The sequence below is a fragment of the Thalassovita sp. genome, assembly GCF_965218685.1.
Lineage (GTDB): Bacteria > Pseudomonadota > Alphaproteobacteria > Rhodobacterales > Rhodobacteraceae > Thalassobius.
The window spans coordinates 2,734,637-2,747,550 of the sequence record NZ_OZ244657.1 but is presented as its reverse complement, the minus strand read 5'-3'; the positions used below and the strand labels follow the sequence as shown (position 1 = coordinate 2,747,550).

Sequence of the window (12,914 nt, the reverse complement as noted above, 5' to 3'; positions counted from 1 at the left end):
GACTTAGTCCTCCTCAAAGCCGAGTTTGTCAGCGCCCAGCGGCATCAGCATCTGCGATACAGCGACAGTCGGTACGCTGTCATGGGCATGTTTCCAGTTGGGATTGCGGTCCCGGTCGATGATCTGGGCGCGGATGCCTTCCAGGAAATCCCCGTGCTCCATGATCCGATGTGAGACACGGTATTCCATCTCCAGTGCCTTGCGGATGGTCAGGCCAGGACCGCGCAGGCGGTGGATCATCTCCAGCGTTACGGCCATCGACAAGGGGGCGTTATGCATCAGGGTTTTCAGTGACTTGGCCGCCAAATCAGAGTCGCTGGCGCGCAGGGTATTCAGGATGTCCTGTAACCCTTCGCCATCGAACAGACCGTCAATAACCGACTGCTGTGCGGCCATCGGGCTGTCCGGTGCGGGCTGGGCGGCTTGCTCCAGAGGGGTCAGATCGCCAGTTTCGGTCAGGGCTTGAATTAGCGCAGGCCACCCTTCCTGCGGAATAAAGTGATCGGCAAAGTCCGCGTGGATCGCGTCCCCAGGCCCCATACGCGCCGCCGTTAGACCAAGATATTCGCCTAATCGGCCCGGTGCCTGTGCCAGGATAAAGCTGCCACCCACATCCGGGACAAAGCCGATCCCACATTCAGGCATCGAGATTTGCGAGCTTTCGCAGACCACCCGCGCGCCCACATGACCGCCCAGACCCACGCCGCCACCCATGGTGAAGCCGTGCATCAGGCTGACGATGGGTTTGGGATACTCGGCCAGCTTGGCGTTCATGCGGTATTCATCCCGCCAGAACTTGCGGCCATAGTCATAATCGCCCGCCATGCCGGTGTGGTACATCTCGGCGATGTCCCCGCCTGCGCAAAAGGCTTTGGGCCCCTCGGCGTCAATGATGATCAGGTTAACATCGTCATTGTTGCGCCAGTCGTTCAAAGCCTGATCGACCGCCATGCACATTTCATAGCTGAGGGCATTCAGCGCCTCGGGGCGGGTCAGGGTAATGCGGCCGGCGCGGCCCTCGATGCGGATATTGGTTTGGCTCATGCCTGGGTTAACCTCTGTCACTTAGCAATTGGCGCGCAACGATCAAGCGCATGATTTCATTGGTGCCTTCCAGGATCTCGTGGACACGCAGGTCGCGTACGATCTTTTCAATCCCGTAGTCGGCCAGATAGCCATAGCCGCCATGCAGCTGCAGGCAGTCATTCGCCACTTTCGATCCGGTTTCCGTCACGAACCGCTTGGCCATGGCGCAGAATTTGGTTGCGTCGGGCGCACCGTTGTCCAGCTTCCACGCGGCCTGGCGCAGGAAGGTGCGGGCGGCCTGCAGCTCAATTTCCATGTCCGCCAGGCGGAATTGCAGTGCCTGGAACTGGTCGATGGATTTGCCGAAGGCCTTGCGCTCGCCCATATATTGCAGGGTTTGCGTCAGGGCGGCCTGAGCGGCGCCAAGCGAACAAGCCGAGATATTCAGCCGTCCGCCATCCAGCCCCATCATCGCGTATTTAAAGCCATCTCCCTCGGACCCGACCAGGTTTTCCGCGGGGATTTTGCAATCGTCGAACTGCACCTGCCGCGTGGGCTGCGATTTCCAGCCCATTTTCTCCTCAAGCCCGCCAAAAGACAGCCCGTCGGTGCCGTCCTCGACCACCACGGTGGAAATTCCCTTGGGGCCGTCATCGCCCGTCCGGCACATCACCACGTACGCGTCAGAATATCCGCCGCCTGAGATGAATGCCTTGGTTCCGTTCAGCGTATAGCCGTCATTCGTGCGCTCGGCGCGGGTTTTCAGCGCGGCGGCGTCACTGCCCGATCCGGGTTCGGTCAGGCAGTAGGACAGCACGGTCTCCATGCTGATCGCCGGGGCCAGATAGCGCGCTTTCACCTCATCGCTGCCGAACGCGTCCAGCATCTTGGCGCACATGTTGTGGATCGACAGGAACGACGCGACCGAGGGGCAGGACTGGCTCAGCGCCTCGAAAATCAGGGTCGCATCCAGCCGCGTCAGGCCCGATCCGCCCGAGTCCTCGGACACGTAAATCCCGCCCAGCCCCAGCGCGCCCAGTTCGGGCCACAGCTCTTTGGGGATGGTGCCTTGTTTTTCCCATTCGGCCGCATGGGGGGCGATGTTTTCCAGGCCAAAGGCCAGCGCCATGTCGTAGATGGCGGTTTGTTCCTCGGATAGTGCGAAATCCATGGGTCTCCTCCCGGATCGGCTGGGTATTTGAACGTGTGTTTATTTCTCAACCATTGCAGAAATTTTGCAGAGGCGGGGTTGGGTCACAAATCGTGGTGATATTCCTCGATCAGATGGCGAACGACGGCTTTCAACGCGTCCGGCTGGGTGTCCTCGGCGTGCAGCGCGTCCTGATACACGGCGCGTTGCCGGTCGGCCGAGTTGCCGCGCTTGAGAATGGTACGCAGGTTTTCAATCTCGGCGGTGCAGCCCATGGCTTCGGCATCCTCGGCGGTCAGTTCGATCATTTCCTCGACCAGCTGATCAAACGGCGCAATCGAGCGGTCGCCAAAGTCGATCATCCCGCCCGCCAGCCCGTAACGCTGCGCGCGCCAACGATTTTCCGCGATCAGAAAGTTGTCATACAGCCGCCAGCGCTGGTTTTTCTGGCTCAACCGCCACAGCATCCGGGTCAGGCATTGGATCAGCGCGGCAAGGGTCAGTGTGGTCTCTAGCCGGGGCGAGACATCGCAGATCCGGGCCTCGATCGTCGGGAAACGGGCCGAGGGACGCAGATCCCACCAAATTTTGGAACTGTCCTCGATCAGCTCCAGATCCACCAGCGCCTGGACCGAGCGTTCGTAGCTGCTCCAACCGTCAAACTTCGGTGGCAGCCCGGTGCGGGGCAAGTTGTCGAACACAGTCAGGCGATAGCAGCTTAGCCCCGTATCCTCGCCCTGCCAAAACGGAGAAGACGCCGACAGCGCCAGCAGATGCGGCAGGAAATAGCTCAGTTGGTTCATCAGGTCGATGCGCTGATCGGGGTAGGGGATGCCAACATGCACATGCATCCCGCAAATCAGCATGCGCCGGACCACGCCCGCCAGATCGTCCCGCAGGTTGTTATAGCGGTCTTTGTCCGTGTGATGCTGGTCGCGCCAGTTGGAAAACGGGTGGCACGAGGCCGCGATGGGCGCCAGGTTATAATCCTTGGCGATGTCCGCGACCGTGCGGCGCAGATGCTGCAATTCGCTGCGGGCTTGCGCCACGTCTGCACAAACCTTGGTTCCGATCTCGACCTGGCAATTCAGAAATTCAGGGCTGAACTGGCCTTCCAAAGCGGTGCCGCACCGGTCCATCAACTCCGGAGGCGCCGGGGCCAGGTCCAGCGTGTCCTGATCGACCAGAAGATATTCTTCCTCGACCCCGATGGTAAAGTCCGGCTGTGGAATGGGCATAGGTTCCTCCCGCGATTGGTCCTGTCTGAAACAGACCAGATTGTCCGCGCGGCGGCAACCGCAACAGGCCAGACAGTCAGGCAAACAAACACCTGACATTCGGGCGATTTGGCCGAGGAGGAGCGCCAAACCGCCCGAAGGGCTGATCAAGCGCGCGCGAAGGCGCGCTCAATCGGATCCGAAGGATCAGTCCATCGCTTTGAAGGCAAACTCGCCGCCTTCTTTGATGCCCGAGAACCAGCGCGAGGTGACGGTTTTCGTCTTGGTGTAGAACCGCAGCGCGTCAGGGCCGTACTGGTTCAGATCACCAAAGGCCGATTTTTTCCAGCCGCCGAAGGTGAAATAGGACAGCGGAACCGGGATCGGGAAGTTGATGCCAACCATGCCCACGTTGACCTTGCTGGCAAAATCACGCGCCGTGTCACCGTCTGCGGTGTAGATCGCCGTGCCGTTGCCGTAGTCATTCTTGATGATCAGATCCAGCGCTTCCTCGTAGGTGTCCATGCGGACAGTCGACAGGACCGGGCCAAAGATTTCCTCTTTGTAGATGTCCATGTCGGGGGTCACGTTGTCGAACAGCGACGGGCCGACAAAGAAACCGTCCTCATAGCCCTGCATGGTGAAATCGCGGCCATCCACGACCAGATTCGCACCCTGATCCACACCTGAGTTGACCAGGCCCTCGATCCGGGCTTTGGCGGCGCCGGTGATGACGGGCCCGTAATCCACGTCGTCGCCCGCGGTGTAGGGGCCGACCTTCAGCGCTTCGATGCGCGGGATCAGGCGTTCGACCAGCGCGTCGGCGGTTTTCTGACCGACAGGCACAGCCACCGAGATCGCCATGCAGCGTTCGCCAGCCGCGCCAAAGCCTGCGCCGACCAGCGCATCGGCGGCCTTGTCCAGATCAGCATCGGGCATGATGATCATGTGGTTTTTCGCACCGCCAAAGCACTGCGCGCGTTTGCCGTTCGAGCAGGCGCGACCATAGATGTACTGCGCGATCGGGGTCGAACCGACAAAGCCCACGCCCTGAATGGTTTCGTTGTCCAGAATGGTGTCCACGGCCTCTTTGTCGCCGTGCACAACCTGCAGAACGCCATCGGGCAGGCCGGCCTCTTGGGCCAGTTCGGCCAGACGCATCGCGGTCGAGGGCACGCGCTCGGACGGTTTCAGGATCATTGCGTTGCCGCAAACCAGCGCGGGGGCCATTTTCCACAGCGGGATCATGGCGGGGAAGTTGAAGGGGGTGATGCCCGCAACAACGCCCAGCGGCTGGCGCATGGAATACAGGTCGATGCCGGGGCCGCCGTCGTTCATATACTCGCCCTTCAGCAGCGCAGGAGCGCCCATGCAGACCTCGACCACTTCCAGGCCACGCTGAACGTCGCCCTTGGCGTCGGGGATGGTTTTGCCGTGCTCACGGCTCAGCATTTCGGCCAGCTCGTCCATGTTCTCTTCGATCAGCGCAGCCAGCTTCATCATCACACGGGCGCGGCGCTGCGGGTTGGTGGCGGCCCAGGCGGGCTGTGCCTCGGCAGCGGCAGCGATGGCGGCGTCCATTTCGGCCGGGGTGGCCAGCGGCACCTTGGCGATCTGTTCGCCGGTGGCGGGGTTAAAGACCTCGGCAAAGCGCCCCGAAGTGCCTTTGACGTGCTGACCGTTGATGAAATGCGCGATTTCTTGCATGGGGAAACTCCTCCGATGAAATTTGAGCCTAGATTAGACTTGCAAAATTGATCCGAAAACAGGCAAGTTCCCAAAAGGGTTTTGCAAAAATGCAAAGGTAGAGTGATGAACTGGGATGACCTGAAGGTGTTTTTGGCCGTGGCGCGCACCGAAAGCCTGTCTGGCGCCGGGCGCGGGCTGAAGGTTGACCCGGCAACGGTGGGCCGGCGCATTGGCCGGTTGGAGGAACAACTGGGCGCCCCGTTATTCGCCAAATCCCCACAGGGCTATGCGCTGACGGATGCGGGTCAGCGCCTGTTGGCCCACGCGGAACGCGCCGAACAAGCGATGCAGGCCGCAAGCGAGGAATTGGCAGGACAGTCAGGTGGGTTGTCGGGGCAGATTCGCATCGGCGCTCCGGACGGCTGTGCAAACTACCTGTTGCCACAGGTCTGTGCCCGCATCGCCGAGGATAATCCTGATCTTGAACTACAGATCGTCGCCCTGCCGCGGGTGTTCAACCTGTCCAAACGCGAGGCCGACATGGCCATCGGGGTAAGCCCGCCTTCGGCCGGGAGGCTGACCGTGCAAAAGATCACGGACTATAAACTCCATCTGGCCGCGCACGAGGATTACCTGGCCCGCCACCCCCCGCTGCGCGGGTTGGAGGACCTGAAGGGCCACCAGATGGTTGGCTATATCGCGGACATGATCTTTGACAAGGAACTGGACTACCTCAGTGAATGCGACGTTGAACGCGTGCCGCTGGCCTCGAATTCGGTGTCGGTGCAGTTCAACTGGATCAGACAGGCGGGAGGGATCGGGATCGTGCATGATTTTGCCATCCCGTCGACCACGCGCATCCGAAAAGTACTTGAGGATAAACTCAGCCTGCGCCGTAGTTTCTATATGATCCGCCACTCGGATGATCGGCGGCTGGAGCGGTTGAACCTGTTGGCGCAACAGATCAGTGACGGGCTGCGCGCTGAGGTCTCTCGCCTTGAGGCGATGTGCTGATTTCAGCCAGCTGCAAAGCCTAATGCCGCAAATGCAAAGAGATTTGTCACAAGTGCTTGACAGTTTGTCACAGTCGGGTGACGCTGGGTCCACGAAATATTATTGCGGAGGAGACCCATTATGCTTGTCCATCAGATCCTGAAAGCCAAAGGCGACGACGGTGTTGTGACTGTGAAACCGGGGACGTTGATCTCGGACGTGTCGCAGATTTTGGCTGAACGCAGGATTGGTGGCGTGATCGTCTCGAAGGACGGGCAGGTTGCCTCTGGGATCGTGTCTGAACGTGACATCGTTCGTGCGCTGGCCGTCAAGGGCGCCATCTGCCTGACCGAGAAAGTCGACGACATGATGACCCGTAACCCGGTCTGCTGTGCGCGAAATGACACTGCGGATGACGTTCTGACCCGCATGACCGACGGCCGTTTCCGCCATATGCCTGTGGTCGAAGATGGCGTTCTGGTTGGCATTGTCACCATCGGTGACGTCGTCAAAGCACGCCTGCAAGAGCTGTCCATGGAAAAGGATGCGCTTCAAGGCATGATCATGGGCCATTAACGCTTGCATTCCCCCGCGCAATAATGTTGCGTGCGCGGCAAGAATTCTCTGTTCTTTTGGGAGGAGCATCTGATGCGTATCGGTCTGTATCCGGGGACCTTTGATCCAATAACCCTGGGCCATGTCGACATCATTCGCAGGTCAGCCACATTGGTGGACCGTCTGGTCATTGGAGTCGCGATCAACCGCGACAAGGGCCCGTTGTTTTCATTGGAAGAACGCGTGGCGATGATCGAGGATGAAACGGGCAAGCTGTCCGAGGAAACCGGGACCGAGATCATCGTACACCCGTTCGAAAACCTGCTGATCGATTGCGCTCATGATGTGGGCGCCCAGATGATCGTGCGCGGCCTGCGCGCCGTGGCGGATTTCGAGTACGAGTTCCAGATGGTCGGCATGAACCGGGCCTTGGATAACAGTATCGAAACCGTGTTTCTGATGGCCGAGGCCAAGCATCAGGCGATTGCCTCGAAACTGGTCAAGGAAATCGCGCGACTGGGCGGGGATGTCTCGAAATTCGTGACGCCTGCCGTGAATGCCAAGCTGATGGCCAAGCTGGACAGGTAAGCCACCTTGGACTGGAACAAAGGCCCCCTCAATGCGGAGGGGGCCTTTTTTATTGTGAATATTTTCGAATGAATTCCAAGGTTTGCGCGATATGCGTAAGGGGCAGCATATGCCCGCCGTCAATCTGGTGCAGCGTGATATGCGGGTGTTTTGCCACCAATGCCTCGCCATGAACAGCTGCGTCCAGCACTTGGTCTTGGCGGCCGAAAAGAATGCTGACCGGGACCTGAAGGCCCGCATATCCCTTGACCATGAATCCAAGGTCCTTACCCGAGGCCAGGAAATCGCGGCTGGTATTACGGAAAGAGACGGGGCGCAGACCCAGCATCCCACCGCCCTGGACGGCATATTCCGCCGGAACCGCGTCAGGGCCGAAAATCGCGGCCATGTTCTGTTCGGCCATGCGGATCGTGGTGGGGATCGCAAGGGTTTCCGAGACCAATCGGCGTATCCAGGCGCGGCGTAGATTCAGGCCTGCGAATACCTCGGCCGGGGCCTGGGTCGGCATGGTTAGCGGCGCCAGCAAGGCAAGGCCGCGGATCTTTTCAGGAAAATCCAGCGCCAGGCACATCGCGATGGCCCCTCCCAATGAATGGCCGACCACCAGTGGTTTATCCAGGTTCAGGGTGTCGATCACCTCGGCAACCAGTGCGGCCTGTGCGCGGGGCGAGGCCGGTGCGTCCTTGGGGCGGTCGGACCACCCCATGCCGGGGCGGTCGATCGCAATCACGCGGAAGTCCTTGGCCAGATCGTCAGCCAGCCCGGTATCGAAATTCCCCAGCTGCGCGCCCAGACCATGCACCATCAGGATTACCGGTCCCTGTCCCTTGTCGATATAGTGCAACTGCCCGGTCGATATCTGAATGAAATTGCCTCGGGGGGGGACCGCTTGGGCCACGTTGCGGGCGGTCTTTTGGGTGATATGCGCGTTCCAGCCCAACCAGACCAGCACTAACAGCACGAATATCACGATTGCCCACGCAAGAATGGTCATGTGTCGCTCCGATTTTTCAATAGGCGCAGGATACGAGAGGGCCGGTCAGGGACAAGCGTGGCGTGAAGTAACGCAGCGTCAGCGCCAGAATGCCATGTATTCGACAAGGTCCCAGAACTTCTTGAGCAGGAAAATCAGATAGGTGCCCTCGTTCTGGGTGATGTCCAGGATGATCAGGGCGACGATGATCAGGCCCATGTAAAAGGCGATACGATTGGTCATGGTTTCCCCGAAACGAAAAAGGCGCTCCGGCAACTATGCCGAAGCGCCCATGATCCCGCAAGGGACGGAATTTACAGCAGTTTACCCATCGCCACGGCAACGTCAGCCATTCGGCACGAGAAACCCCACTCGTTGTCATACCATGCCAGCACGCGCACCAGGCGGTTGCCGATGACTTTGGTCTGGTCCGCTGCGAAATACGAGCTTTCCGAGCTGTGGTTGAAATCAACCGAGACCAGTTTTTCCTCGGTGTAGCCCAGGATGCCTTTCATCGGGCCGGCGGCGGCTTCGGCCATCGCGGCGTTGATGTCGGCCTCGGTCACGTCTTTCTTGGCGACAAAGGTCAGGTCCACGGCCGAAACATTCGGGGTGGGAACGCGGATCGCTGAGCCGTCCAGAACACCGTTCAGTTCGGGCAGAACCAGACCCAGGGCCTTGGCAGCACCGGTCGAGGTGGGGATCATCGACATCGCAGCGGCGCGGGCGCGGTACAGGTCCTTGTGGCGGCGGTCCAGTGTCGGCTGGTCACCGGTGTAGCTGTGGATCGTGGTCATGATGCCACTTTCGATGCCGAAATTGTCGTTCAGCACCTTGGCGACGGGGGCTAGGCAGTTGGTGGTGCACGACCCGTTCGAGATCATGGTGTCGCCTGCGGCCAGTTGGTCGTCATTCACGCCCATCACGATGGTTTTCTGCACATTCGAGGCCGGGGCCGAGATCAGAACCGACTTGGCGCCGCGCTCGATGTGCTTGGCGGCTTTCTCACCGTCGTTGAAGTTGCCGGTACATTCCAGAACCACGTCGACACCGGACCAGTCCAGCTCGTCCATGTCATAGGTCGACTGCACTTCGAAAGCGCCGCGGCCCATGTCCATGGTGCCTTCACCGATGGTGACTTCGTTGGGGAAACGGCCATGAACCGAGTCGTAGCGGATCAGGTGCGCTGCCGTGTCCAGCGGACCAGTGGCGTTAATCTTGACCACCTTGATGTCTTCGCGCGCGCTTTCCGCGATATGGGACAAAGTGCAGCGGCCAATGCGGCCAAATCCGTTGACGCCGACGGTGATGGTCATGATTTTCAACTCCTGAAGAGAAATGATTTTCGCGCGTCGTATAACGGCCATGGGCGTGTGCCGAAAGGTAAAAAGCGTCGCAATACAAAGGTGTTAGCGCAAAACCGGAGTGATTGCGCTAACGATTGCGGCGAATGTGGCCTTGTTCCTTTCGCTCTATCAATTAGATTGAGCGCGAACCGAAAAAACGAGGTGCGGTATGAGCGGTCTTCTGGCCCTGTTGGATGATGTGGCAGGTATTGCCAAGGTAGCGGCGGCCAGCGTCGATGATGTGGCCGCTGCGGCGGGCAAGGCGGGGGCCAAAACCGCGGGCGTGTTGATTGACGATGCGGCCGTGACCCCAAAATACCTGCAAGGTTTCGCCCCCGCGCGCGAGCTGCCGGTGATCTGGAAAATTGCCCGGGGCTCGTTCTTTAACAAGCTGGTGATCTTGCTGCCGGTGGCCATGCTGCTTTCGAATTTCGCACCATGGCTGATCACGCCCTTGCTGATGCTGGGCGGGTCCTATTTGTGCTTCGAGGGCGCCGAGAAAATTTTTCACGTGCTCTTTCCCCATGGGGACTCCCATATCGAAGAGGACATGGACATCAAGGATCCCACGCATCTGGAAGAGCAGAAAGTCGCGGGCGCCATCAAGACAGACTTCATACTTTCGGCCGAGATCATGACCATCGCGCTTTCGGTGATCCCCGATGGCTCGCTTTGGATGGAGGCCGCAACCCTAGCCGTGGTTGGTATCGGTATCACCATCACCGTTTACGGCGTCGTGGCGCTGATCGTGAAAATGGACGATGTGGGCCTGTACATGTCCCAGAATTCTGGGACCGGGCTGGGTCGCGGGTTGGGGCGCGGGCTGGTCAAGGGCATGCCCTGGCTGCTTAAGCTGCTTTCGGTCGTGGGCACGGCGGCGATGCTGTGGGTCGGGGGCTCGATCATGATCCACGGGCTGCACGATCTGGGGATGCATCACCCCTATGAAGAAATTCATCACCTGTCCGAGCTTGCCGCTGCTGCCATGCCGGCGAATATCGCGGGTTTCATCGGTTGGGCCGTTACCGCGCTGTGTGATGGCATTCTTGGGCTGCTGTATGGGTTCATTCTGATCCCGATAGCGACGCGCATCGTCAGCCCGCTGATCAGCGCTGTAACCGGCAAAAAGGCCCACTGATACGTAATTCGACACGCTGGTCCCCAACAAAAAACGCCGCGCAGATAGCGCGGCGTTTTAGATTGCATGGGCCGGTTTGCCTTATTTCAGCAGCGACTTGGCTTTTTCGGCCACGGCCTCGGCGGTGATGCCGAATTTTTCGTACAGAACGTCCGCAGGGGCCGATGCGCCGAACGAGGACATGCCCACAAAGCCAGCCTTGGCTTCACGGCCACGCTCGCCCAGCAGCCACTTGTCCCAGCCCTGGCGCACGCCAGCCTCGACAGCGACGCGCACGGGGCCTGCGGGCAGAACGCGCTTGCGATAGCTTTCTTCCTGCTCTTCGAACAGCTCCATGCAGGGCATGGACACAACGCGGGTGCCGATGCCTTCGGCCTGCAGGATGTCGCGGGCTTTCAGCGCGATTTCCACCTCGGAGCCAGTGGCGATCAGGATGGCCTGACGCTTGCCTTCTGCCTCGGCCAGAACGTAAGCGCCCTGAGCGACCAGGTTCTTCTGCTTGTGCTCGGTCCGCACGGTCGGCAGGCCCTGGCGGGTCAGCGACAGCACCGACGGGGTTTCCTTCGAGGTCAGGGCAATCTCCCATGCCTCGGCGGTTTCCACGGTGTCGGCGGGGCGGAACACATAAGTGTTCGGTGTTGCGCGGCTGATTGCGACATGTTCCACCGGCTGGTGGGTCGGGCCATCCTCGCCCAGACCGATCGAGTCGTGGGTCATCACGAACACCGACGGAATGCGCATCAGTGCGGCCAGACGCATCGCCGGGCGGGCATAGTCAGTGAAGGCCATGAACGTGCCGCCATAGGGGCGGAAACCACCGTGCAGCGCCATGCCGTTCATCGCAGCGGCCATGCCGTGCTCGCGGATACCCCAATAGATATAGCGGCCCGCGCGGTTGTCGGTATCAAAGATGCCCAGATCACCGGTCTTGGTGTTGTTCGACCCGGTCAGGTCAGCCGAGCCACCAACGGTTTCAGGCATAATCGGATTGACCACTTCCAGAACCAGCTCGGACGATTTGCGGGTAGCGTATTTGGGCTGCTCTTCGCTGATCTGTTTTTTCAGGGCACGGATGGTGCCGGACAGACGCTTGGGTGCCTCAAGTGCGTAGATGCGGGCGAATTCGGCTTGCTTGCGTTCCGAGATCGAAGCCAGGCGGGCTTCCCACTCGGCGCGATCAGTGGCGCCGCGCGATCCGATGGCTTCCCATGCTTCCTTGATATCGGCAGGCACTTCGAACGGGCCGGATGCCCAGCCATAGGCCTCTTTGGTGTCGGCAATCAGCTTGGGATCGGTCAGCGCGCCGTGACCCTTCGAGGTGTCCTGAGCGGACGATCCCAGAGCGATATGTGTTTTGCACGCAATCATCGAGGGTTTGTTGGTCGATTTCGCCTTGGCGATGGCAGCGTCGATCGCCTCGGGGTCGTGACCGTCGATTTCCTGCACATGCCAGCCCGACGCCTTGAAGCGCTGAGGCTGATCGGTGCGGTCCGACAGTTCAACGGTGCCGTCGATGGTGATGTTGTTGTTGTCCCACAGCACGATCAGCTTGCCCAGCTGGTGACGCCCGGCCAGGCCGATGGCCTCTTGGCTGACGCCTTCCATCAGGCAGCCGTCACCGGCGATGACATAGGTGTAGTGATCGACGATCTTCTTGCCGTAGCGCGCGCGCTGAATTTCCTCGGCCATGGCGAAACCCACAGCATTCGAGATGCCCTGACCCAGCGGGCCAGTGGTGGTCTCGATGCCCTCAGCGTGGCCGTATTCGGGGTGCCCGGCGGTTTTCGCGCCCCACTGACGGAAGTTGCGCAGCTCGTCCAGGGTGATGTCCTGATAACCAGTCAGGTGCAGCAGCGAATACAGCAGCATCGAGCCGTGGCCCGCCGACAAAACGAAGCGATCGCGGTCAGGCCAGCGCGGGGCCGAGGCATCAAACTTCAGGTGTTTTTCAAACAAAACGGTGGCAACGTCAGCCATGCCCATCGGCATGCCCGAGTGCCCCGAGTTTGCGGCGTGGATGGCATCCAGTGTCAGGGCACGGATGGCAGCGGCCTTGAACCAGTGGTCGGGATTGGTATTGCGCAGTGCTGTGATATCCACGGCGAATGTCCTTTGATCGAGATCTGAGTGATTGCAAGCTCAATACCAGCCCGATAGCAGAGTGCAAGCACGCCGTGTAACCCATTGGCCCAGAAGGGGGCGCATTTTAACGGGGCTTTGGGTAAACTTGCCCTAAACC

12 protein-coding genes are annotated in these 12,914 nt (G+C 60.0%); 4 read left to right on the top strand and 8 right to left on the bottom strand.

Annotated elements, in window-relative coordinates; translation table 11 throughout:
• Positions 1 to 3 precede the first annotated feature (3 nt).
• From ACOQOQ_RS13540 to ACOQOQ_RS13525, 4 genes are all read right to left on the bottom strand, one after another.
• A complete protein-coding gene (locus ACOQOQ_RS13540; RefSeq protein ID WP_420567515.1) occupies positions 4 to 1,044 on the bottom strand; it encodes an enoyl-CoA hydratase/isomerase family protein in 1,041 nt (346 codons plus the stop codon).
• Positions 1,045 to 1,051: 7 nt separating this feature from the next.
• Positions 1,052 to 2,197: an acyl-CoA dehydrogenase family protein gene (locus tag ACOQOQ_RS13535; protein ID WP_420567514.1), complete on the bottom strand. Its 1,146-nt coding sequence runs from the start codon at positions 2,195 to 2,197 to the stop codon at positions 1,052 to 1,054.
• 83 nt (positions 2,198 to 2,280) lie between these two features.
• Positions 2,281 to 3,414, bottom strand: coding sequence for a carboxylate-amine ligase (locus ACOQOQ_RS13530; RefSeq protein WP_420567513.1), 1,134 nt, complete (start codon positions 3,412 to 3,414; stop codon positions 2,281 to 2,283).
• 186 nt (positions 3,415 to 3,600) lie between these two features.
• On the bottom strand, positions 3,601 to 5,100 hold the full coding sequence (locus tag ACOQOQ_RS13525) for a CoA-acylating methylmalonate-semialdehyde dehydrogenase (RefSeq protein ID WP_420567512.1): 1,500 nt from the start codon (positions 5,098 to 5,100) through the stop codon (positions 3,601 to 3,603).
• A gap of 105 nt (positions 5,101 to 5,205) precedes the next feature.
• Between ACOQOQ_RS13525 and ACOQOQ_RS13520 the strand changes: the two genes are divergently transcribed.
• The 3 genes from ACOQOQ_RS13520 to coaD all read left to right on the top strand — a co-directional run bounded on the left by ACOQOQ_RS13520 (position 5,206) and on the right by coaD (position 7,218).
• On the top strand, positions 5,206 to 6,096 hold the full coding sequence (locus ACOQOQ_RS13520) for a LysR family transcriptional regulator (RefSeq protein WP_420567511.1): 891 nt from the start codon (positions 5,206 to 5,208) through the stop codon (positions 6,094 to 6,096).
• Between the two features lie 120 nt (positions 6,097 to 6,216).
• Positions 6,217 to 6,651 (top strand): CBS domain-containing protein, encoded by a 435-nt coding sequence (locus ACOQOQ_RS13515; protein WP_420567510.1) that lies wholly within the window; start codon positions 6,217 to 6,219, stop codon positions 6,649 to 6,651.
• Between the two features lie 72 nt (positions 6,652 to 6,723).
• On the top strand, positions 6,724 to 7,218 hold the full coding sequence (gene coaD, locus ACOQOQ_RS13510; protein ID WP_420567509.1) for a pantetheine-phosphate adenylyltransferase: 495 nt from the start codon (positions 6,724 to 6,726) through the stop codon (positions 7,216 to 7,218).
• Between the two features lie 49 nt (positions 7,219 to 7,267).
• On the opposite strand, the gene ACOQOQ_RS13505 is transcribed toward coaD, so the two are convergent.
• From ACOQOQ_RS13505 to gap, 3 genes are all read right to left on the bottom strand, one after another.
• Complete coding sequence (locus ACOQOQ_RS13505; protein WP_420567508.1) at positions 7,268 to 8,212, bottom strand: alpha/beta fold hydrolase; 945 nt, start codon at positions 8,210 to 8,212, stop codon at positions 7,268 to 7,270.
• Positions 8,213 to 8,290: 78 nt separating this feature from the next.
• The gene (locus ACOQOQ_RS13500) at positions 8,291 to 8,434 is read right to left on the bottom strand and encodes a hypothetical protein (protein WP_420567507.1); all 144 of its coding nucleotides are present in this window, start codon (positions 8,432 to 8,434) and stop codon (positions 8,291 to 8,293) included.
• Positions 8,435 to 8,505: 71 nt separating this feature from the next.
• Positions 8,506 to 9,507: a type I glyceraldehyde-3-phosphate dehydrogenase gene (gene gap / locus ACOQOQ_RS13495; protein ID WP_420567506.1), complete on the bottom strand. Its 1,002-nt coding sequence runs from the start codon at positions 9,505 to 9,507 to the stop codon at positions 8,506 to 8,508.
• Positions 9,508 to 9,706: 199 nt separating this feature from the next.
• Between gap and ACOQOQ_RS13490 the strand changes: the two genes are divergently transcribed.
• Positions 9,707 to 10,675, top strand: coding sequence for a DUF808 domain-containing protein (locus ACOQOQ_RS13490; protein WP_420567505.1), 969 nt, complete (start codon positions 9,707 to 9,709; stop codon positions 10,673 to 10,675).
• Between the two features lie 81 nt (positions 10,676 to 10,756).
• On the opposite strand, the gene tkt is transcribed toward ACOQOQ_RS13490, so the two are convergent.
• The gene (gene tkt, locus ACOQOQ_RS13485) at positions 10,757 to 12,775 is read right to left on the bottom strand and encodes a transketolase (RefSeq protein ID WP_420567504.1); all 2,019 of its coding nucleotides are present in this window, start codon (positions 12,773 to 12,775) and stop codon (positions 10,757 to 10,759) included.
• Between the last annotated feature and the right edge of the window lie 139 nt (positions 12,776 to 12,914).

Coding starts and splice junctions, on each gene's coding strand:
- ACOQOQ_RS13515 (WP_420567510.1), top strand. CDS start 6,217: ATGCTTGTCCATCAGATCCTGAAAGCCAAAGGCGACGACGGTGTTGTG.
- ACOQOQ_RS13505 (WP_420567508.1), bottom strand. CDS start 8,212: ATGACCATTCTTGCGTGGGCAATCGTGATATTCGTGCTGTTAGTGCTG.
- ACOQOQ_RS13520 (WP_420567511.1), top strand. CDS start 5,206: ATGAACTGGGATGACCTGAAGGTGTTTTTGGCCGTGGCGCGCACCGAA.
- ACOQOQ_RS13490 (WP_420567505.1), top strand. CDS start 9,707: ATGAGCGGTCTTCTGGCCCTGTTGGATGATGTGGCAGGTATTGCCAAG.
- ACOQOQ_RS13500 (WP_420567507.1), bottom strand. CDS start 8,434: ATGACCAATCGTATCGCCTTTTACATGGGCCTGATCATCGTCGCCCTG.
- ACOQOQ_RS13530 (WP_420567513.1), bottom strand. CDS start 3,414: ATGCCCATTCCACAGCCGGACTTTACCATCGGGGTCGAGGAAGAATAT.
- ACOQOQ_RS13540 (WP_420567515.1), bottom strand. CDS start 1,044: ATGAGCCAAACCAATATCCGCATCGAGGGCCGCGCCGGCCGCATTACC.
- coaD (WP_420567509.1), top strand. CDS start 6,724: ATGCGTATCGGTCTGTATCCGGGGACCTTTGATCCAATAACCCTGGGC.
- gap (WP_420567506.1), bottom strand. CDS start 9,507: ATGACCATCACCGTCGGCGTCAACGGATTTGGCCGCATTGGCCGCTGC.
- ACOQOQ_RS13535 (WP_420567514.1), bottom strand. CDS start 2,197: ATGGATTTCGCACTATCCGAGGAACAAACCGCCATCTACGACATGGCG.
- ACOQOQ_RS13525 (WP_420567512.1), bottom strand. CDS start 5,100: ATGCAAGAAATCGCGCATTTCATCAACGGTCAGCACGTCAAAGGCACT.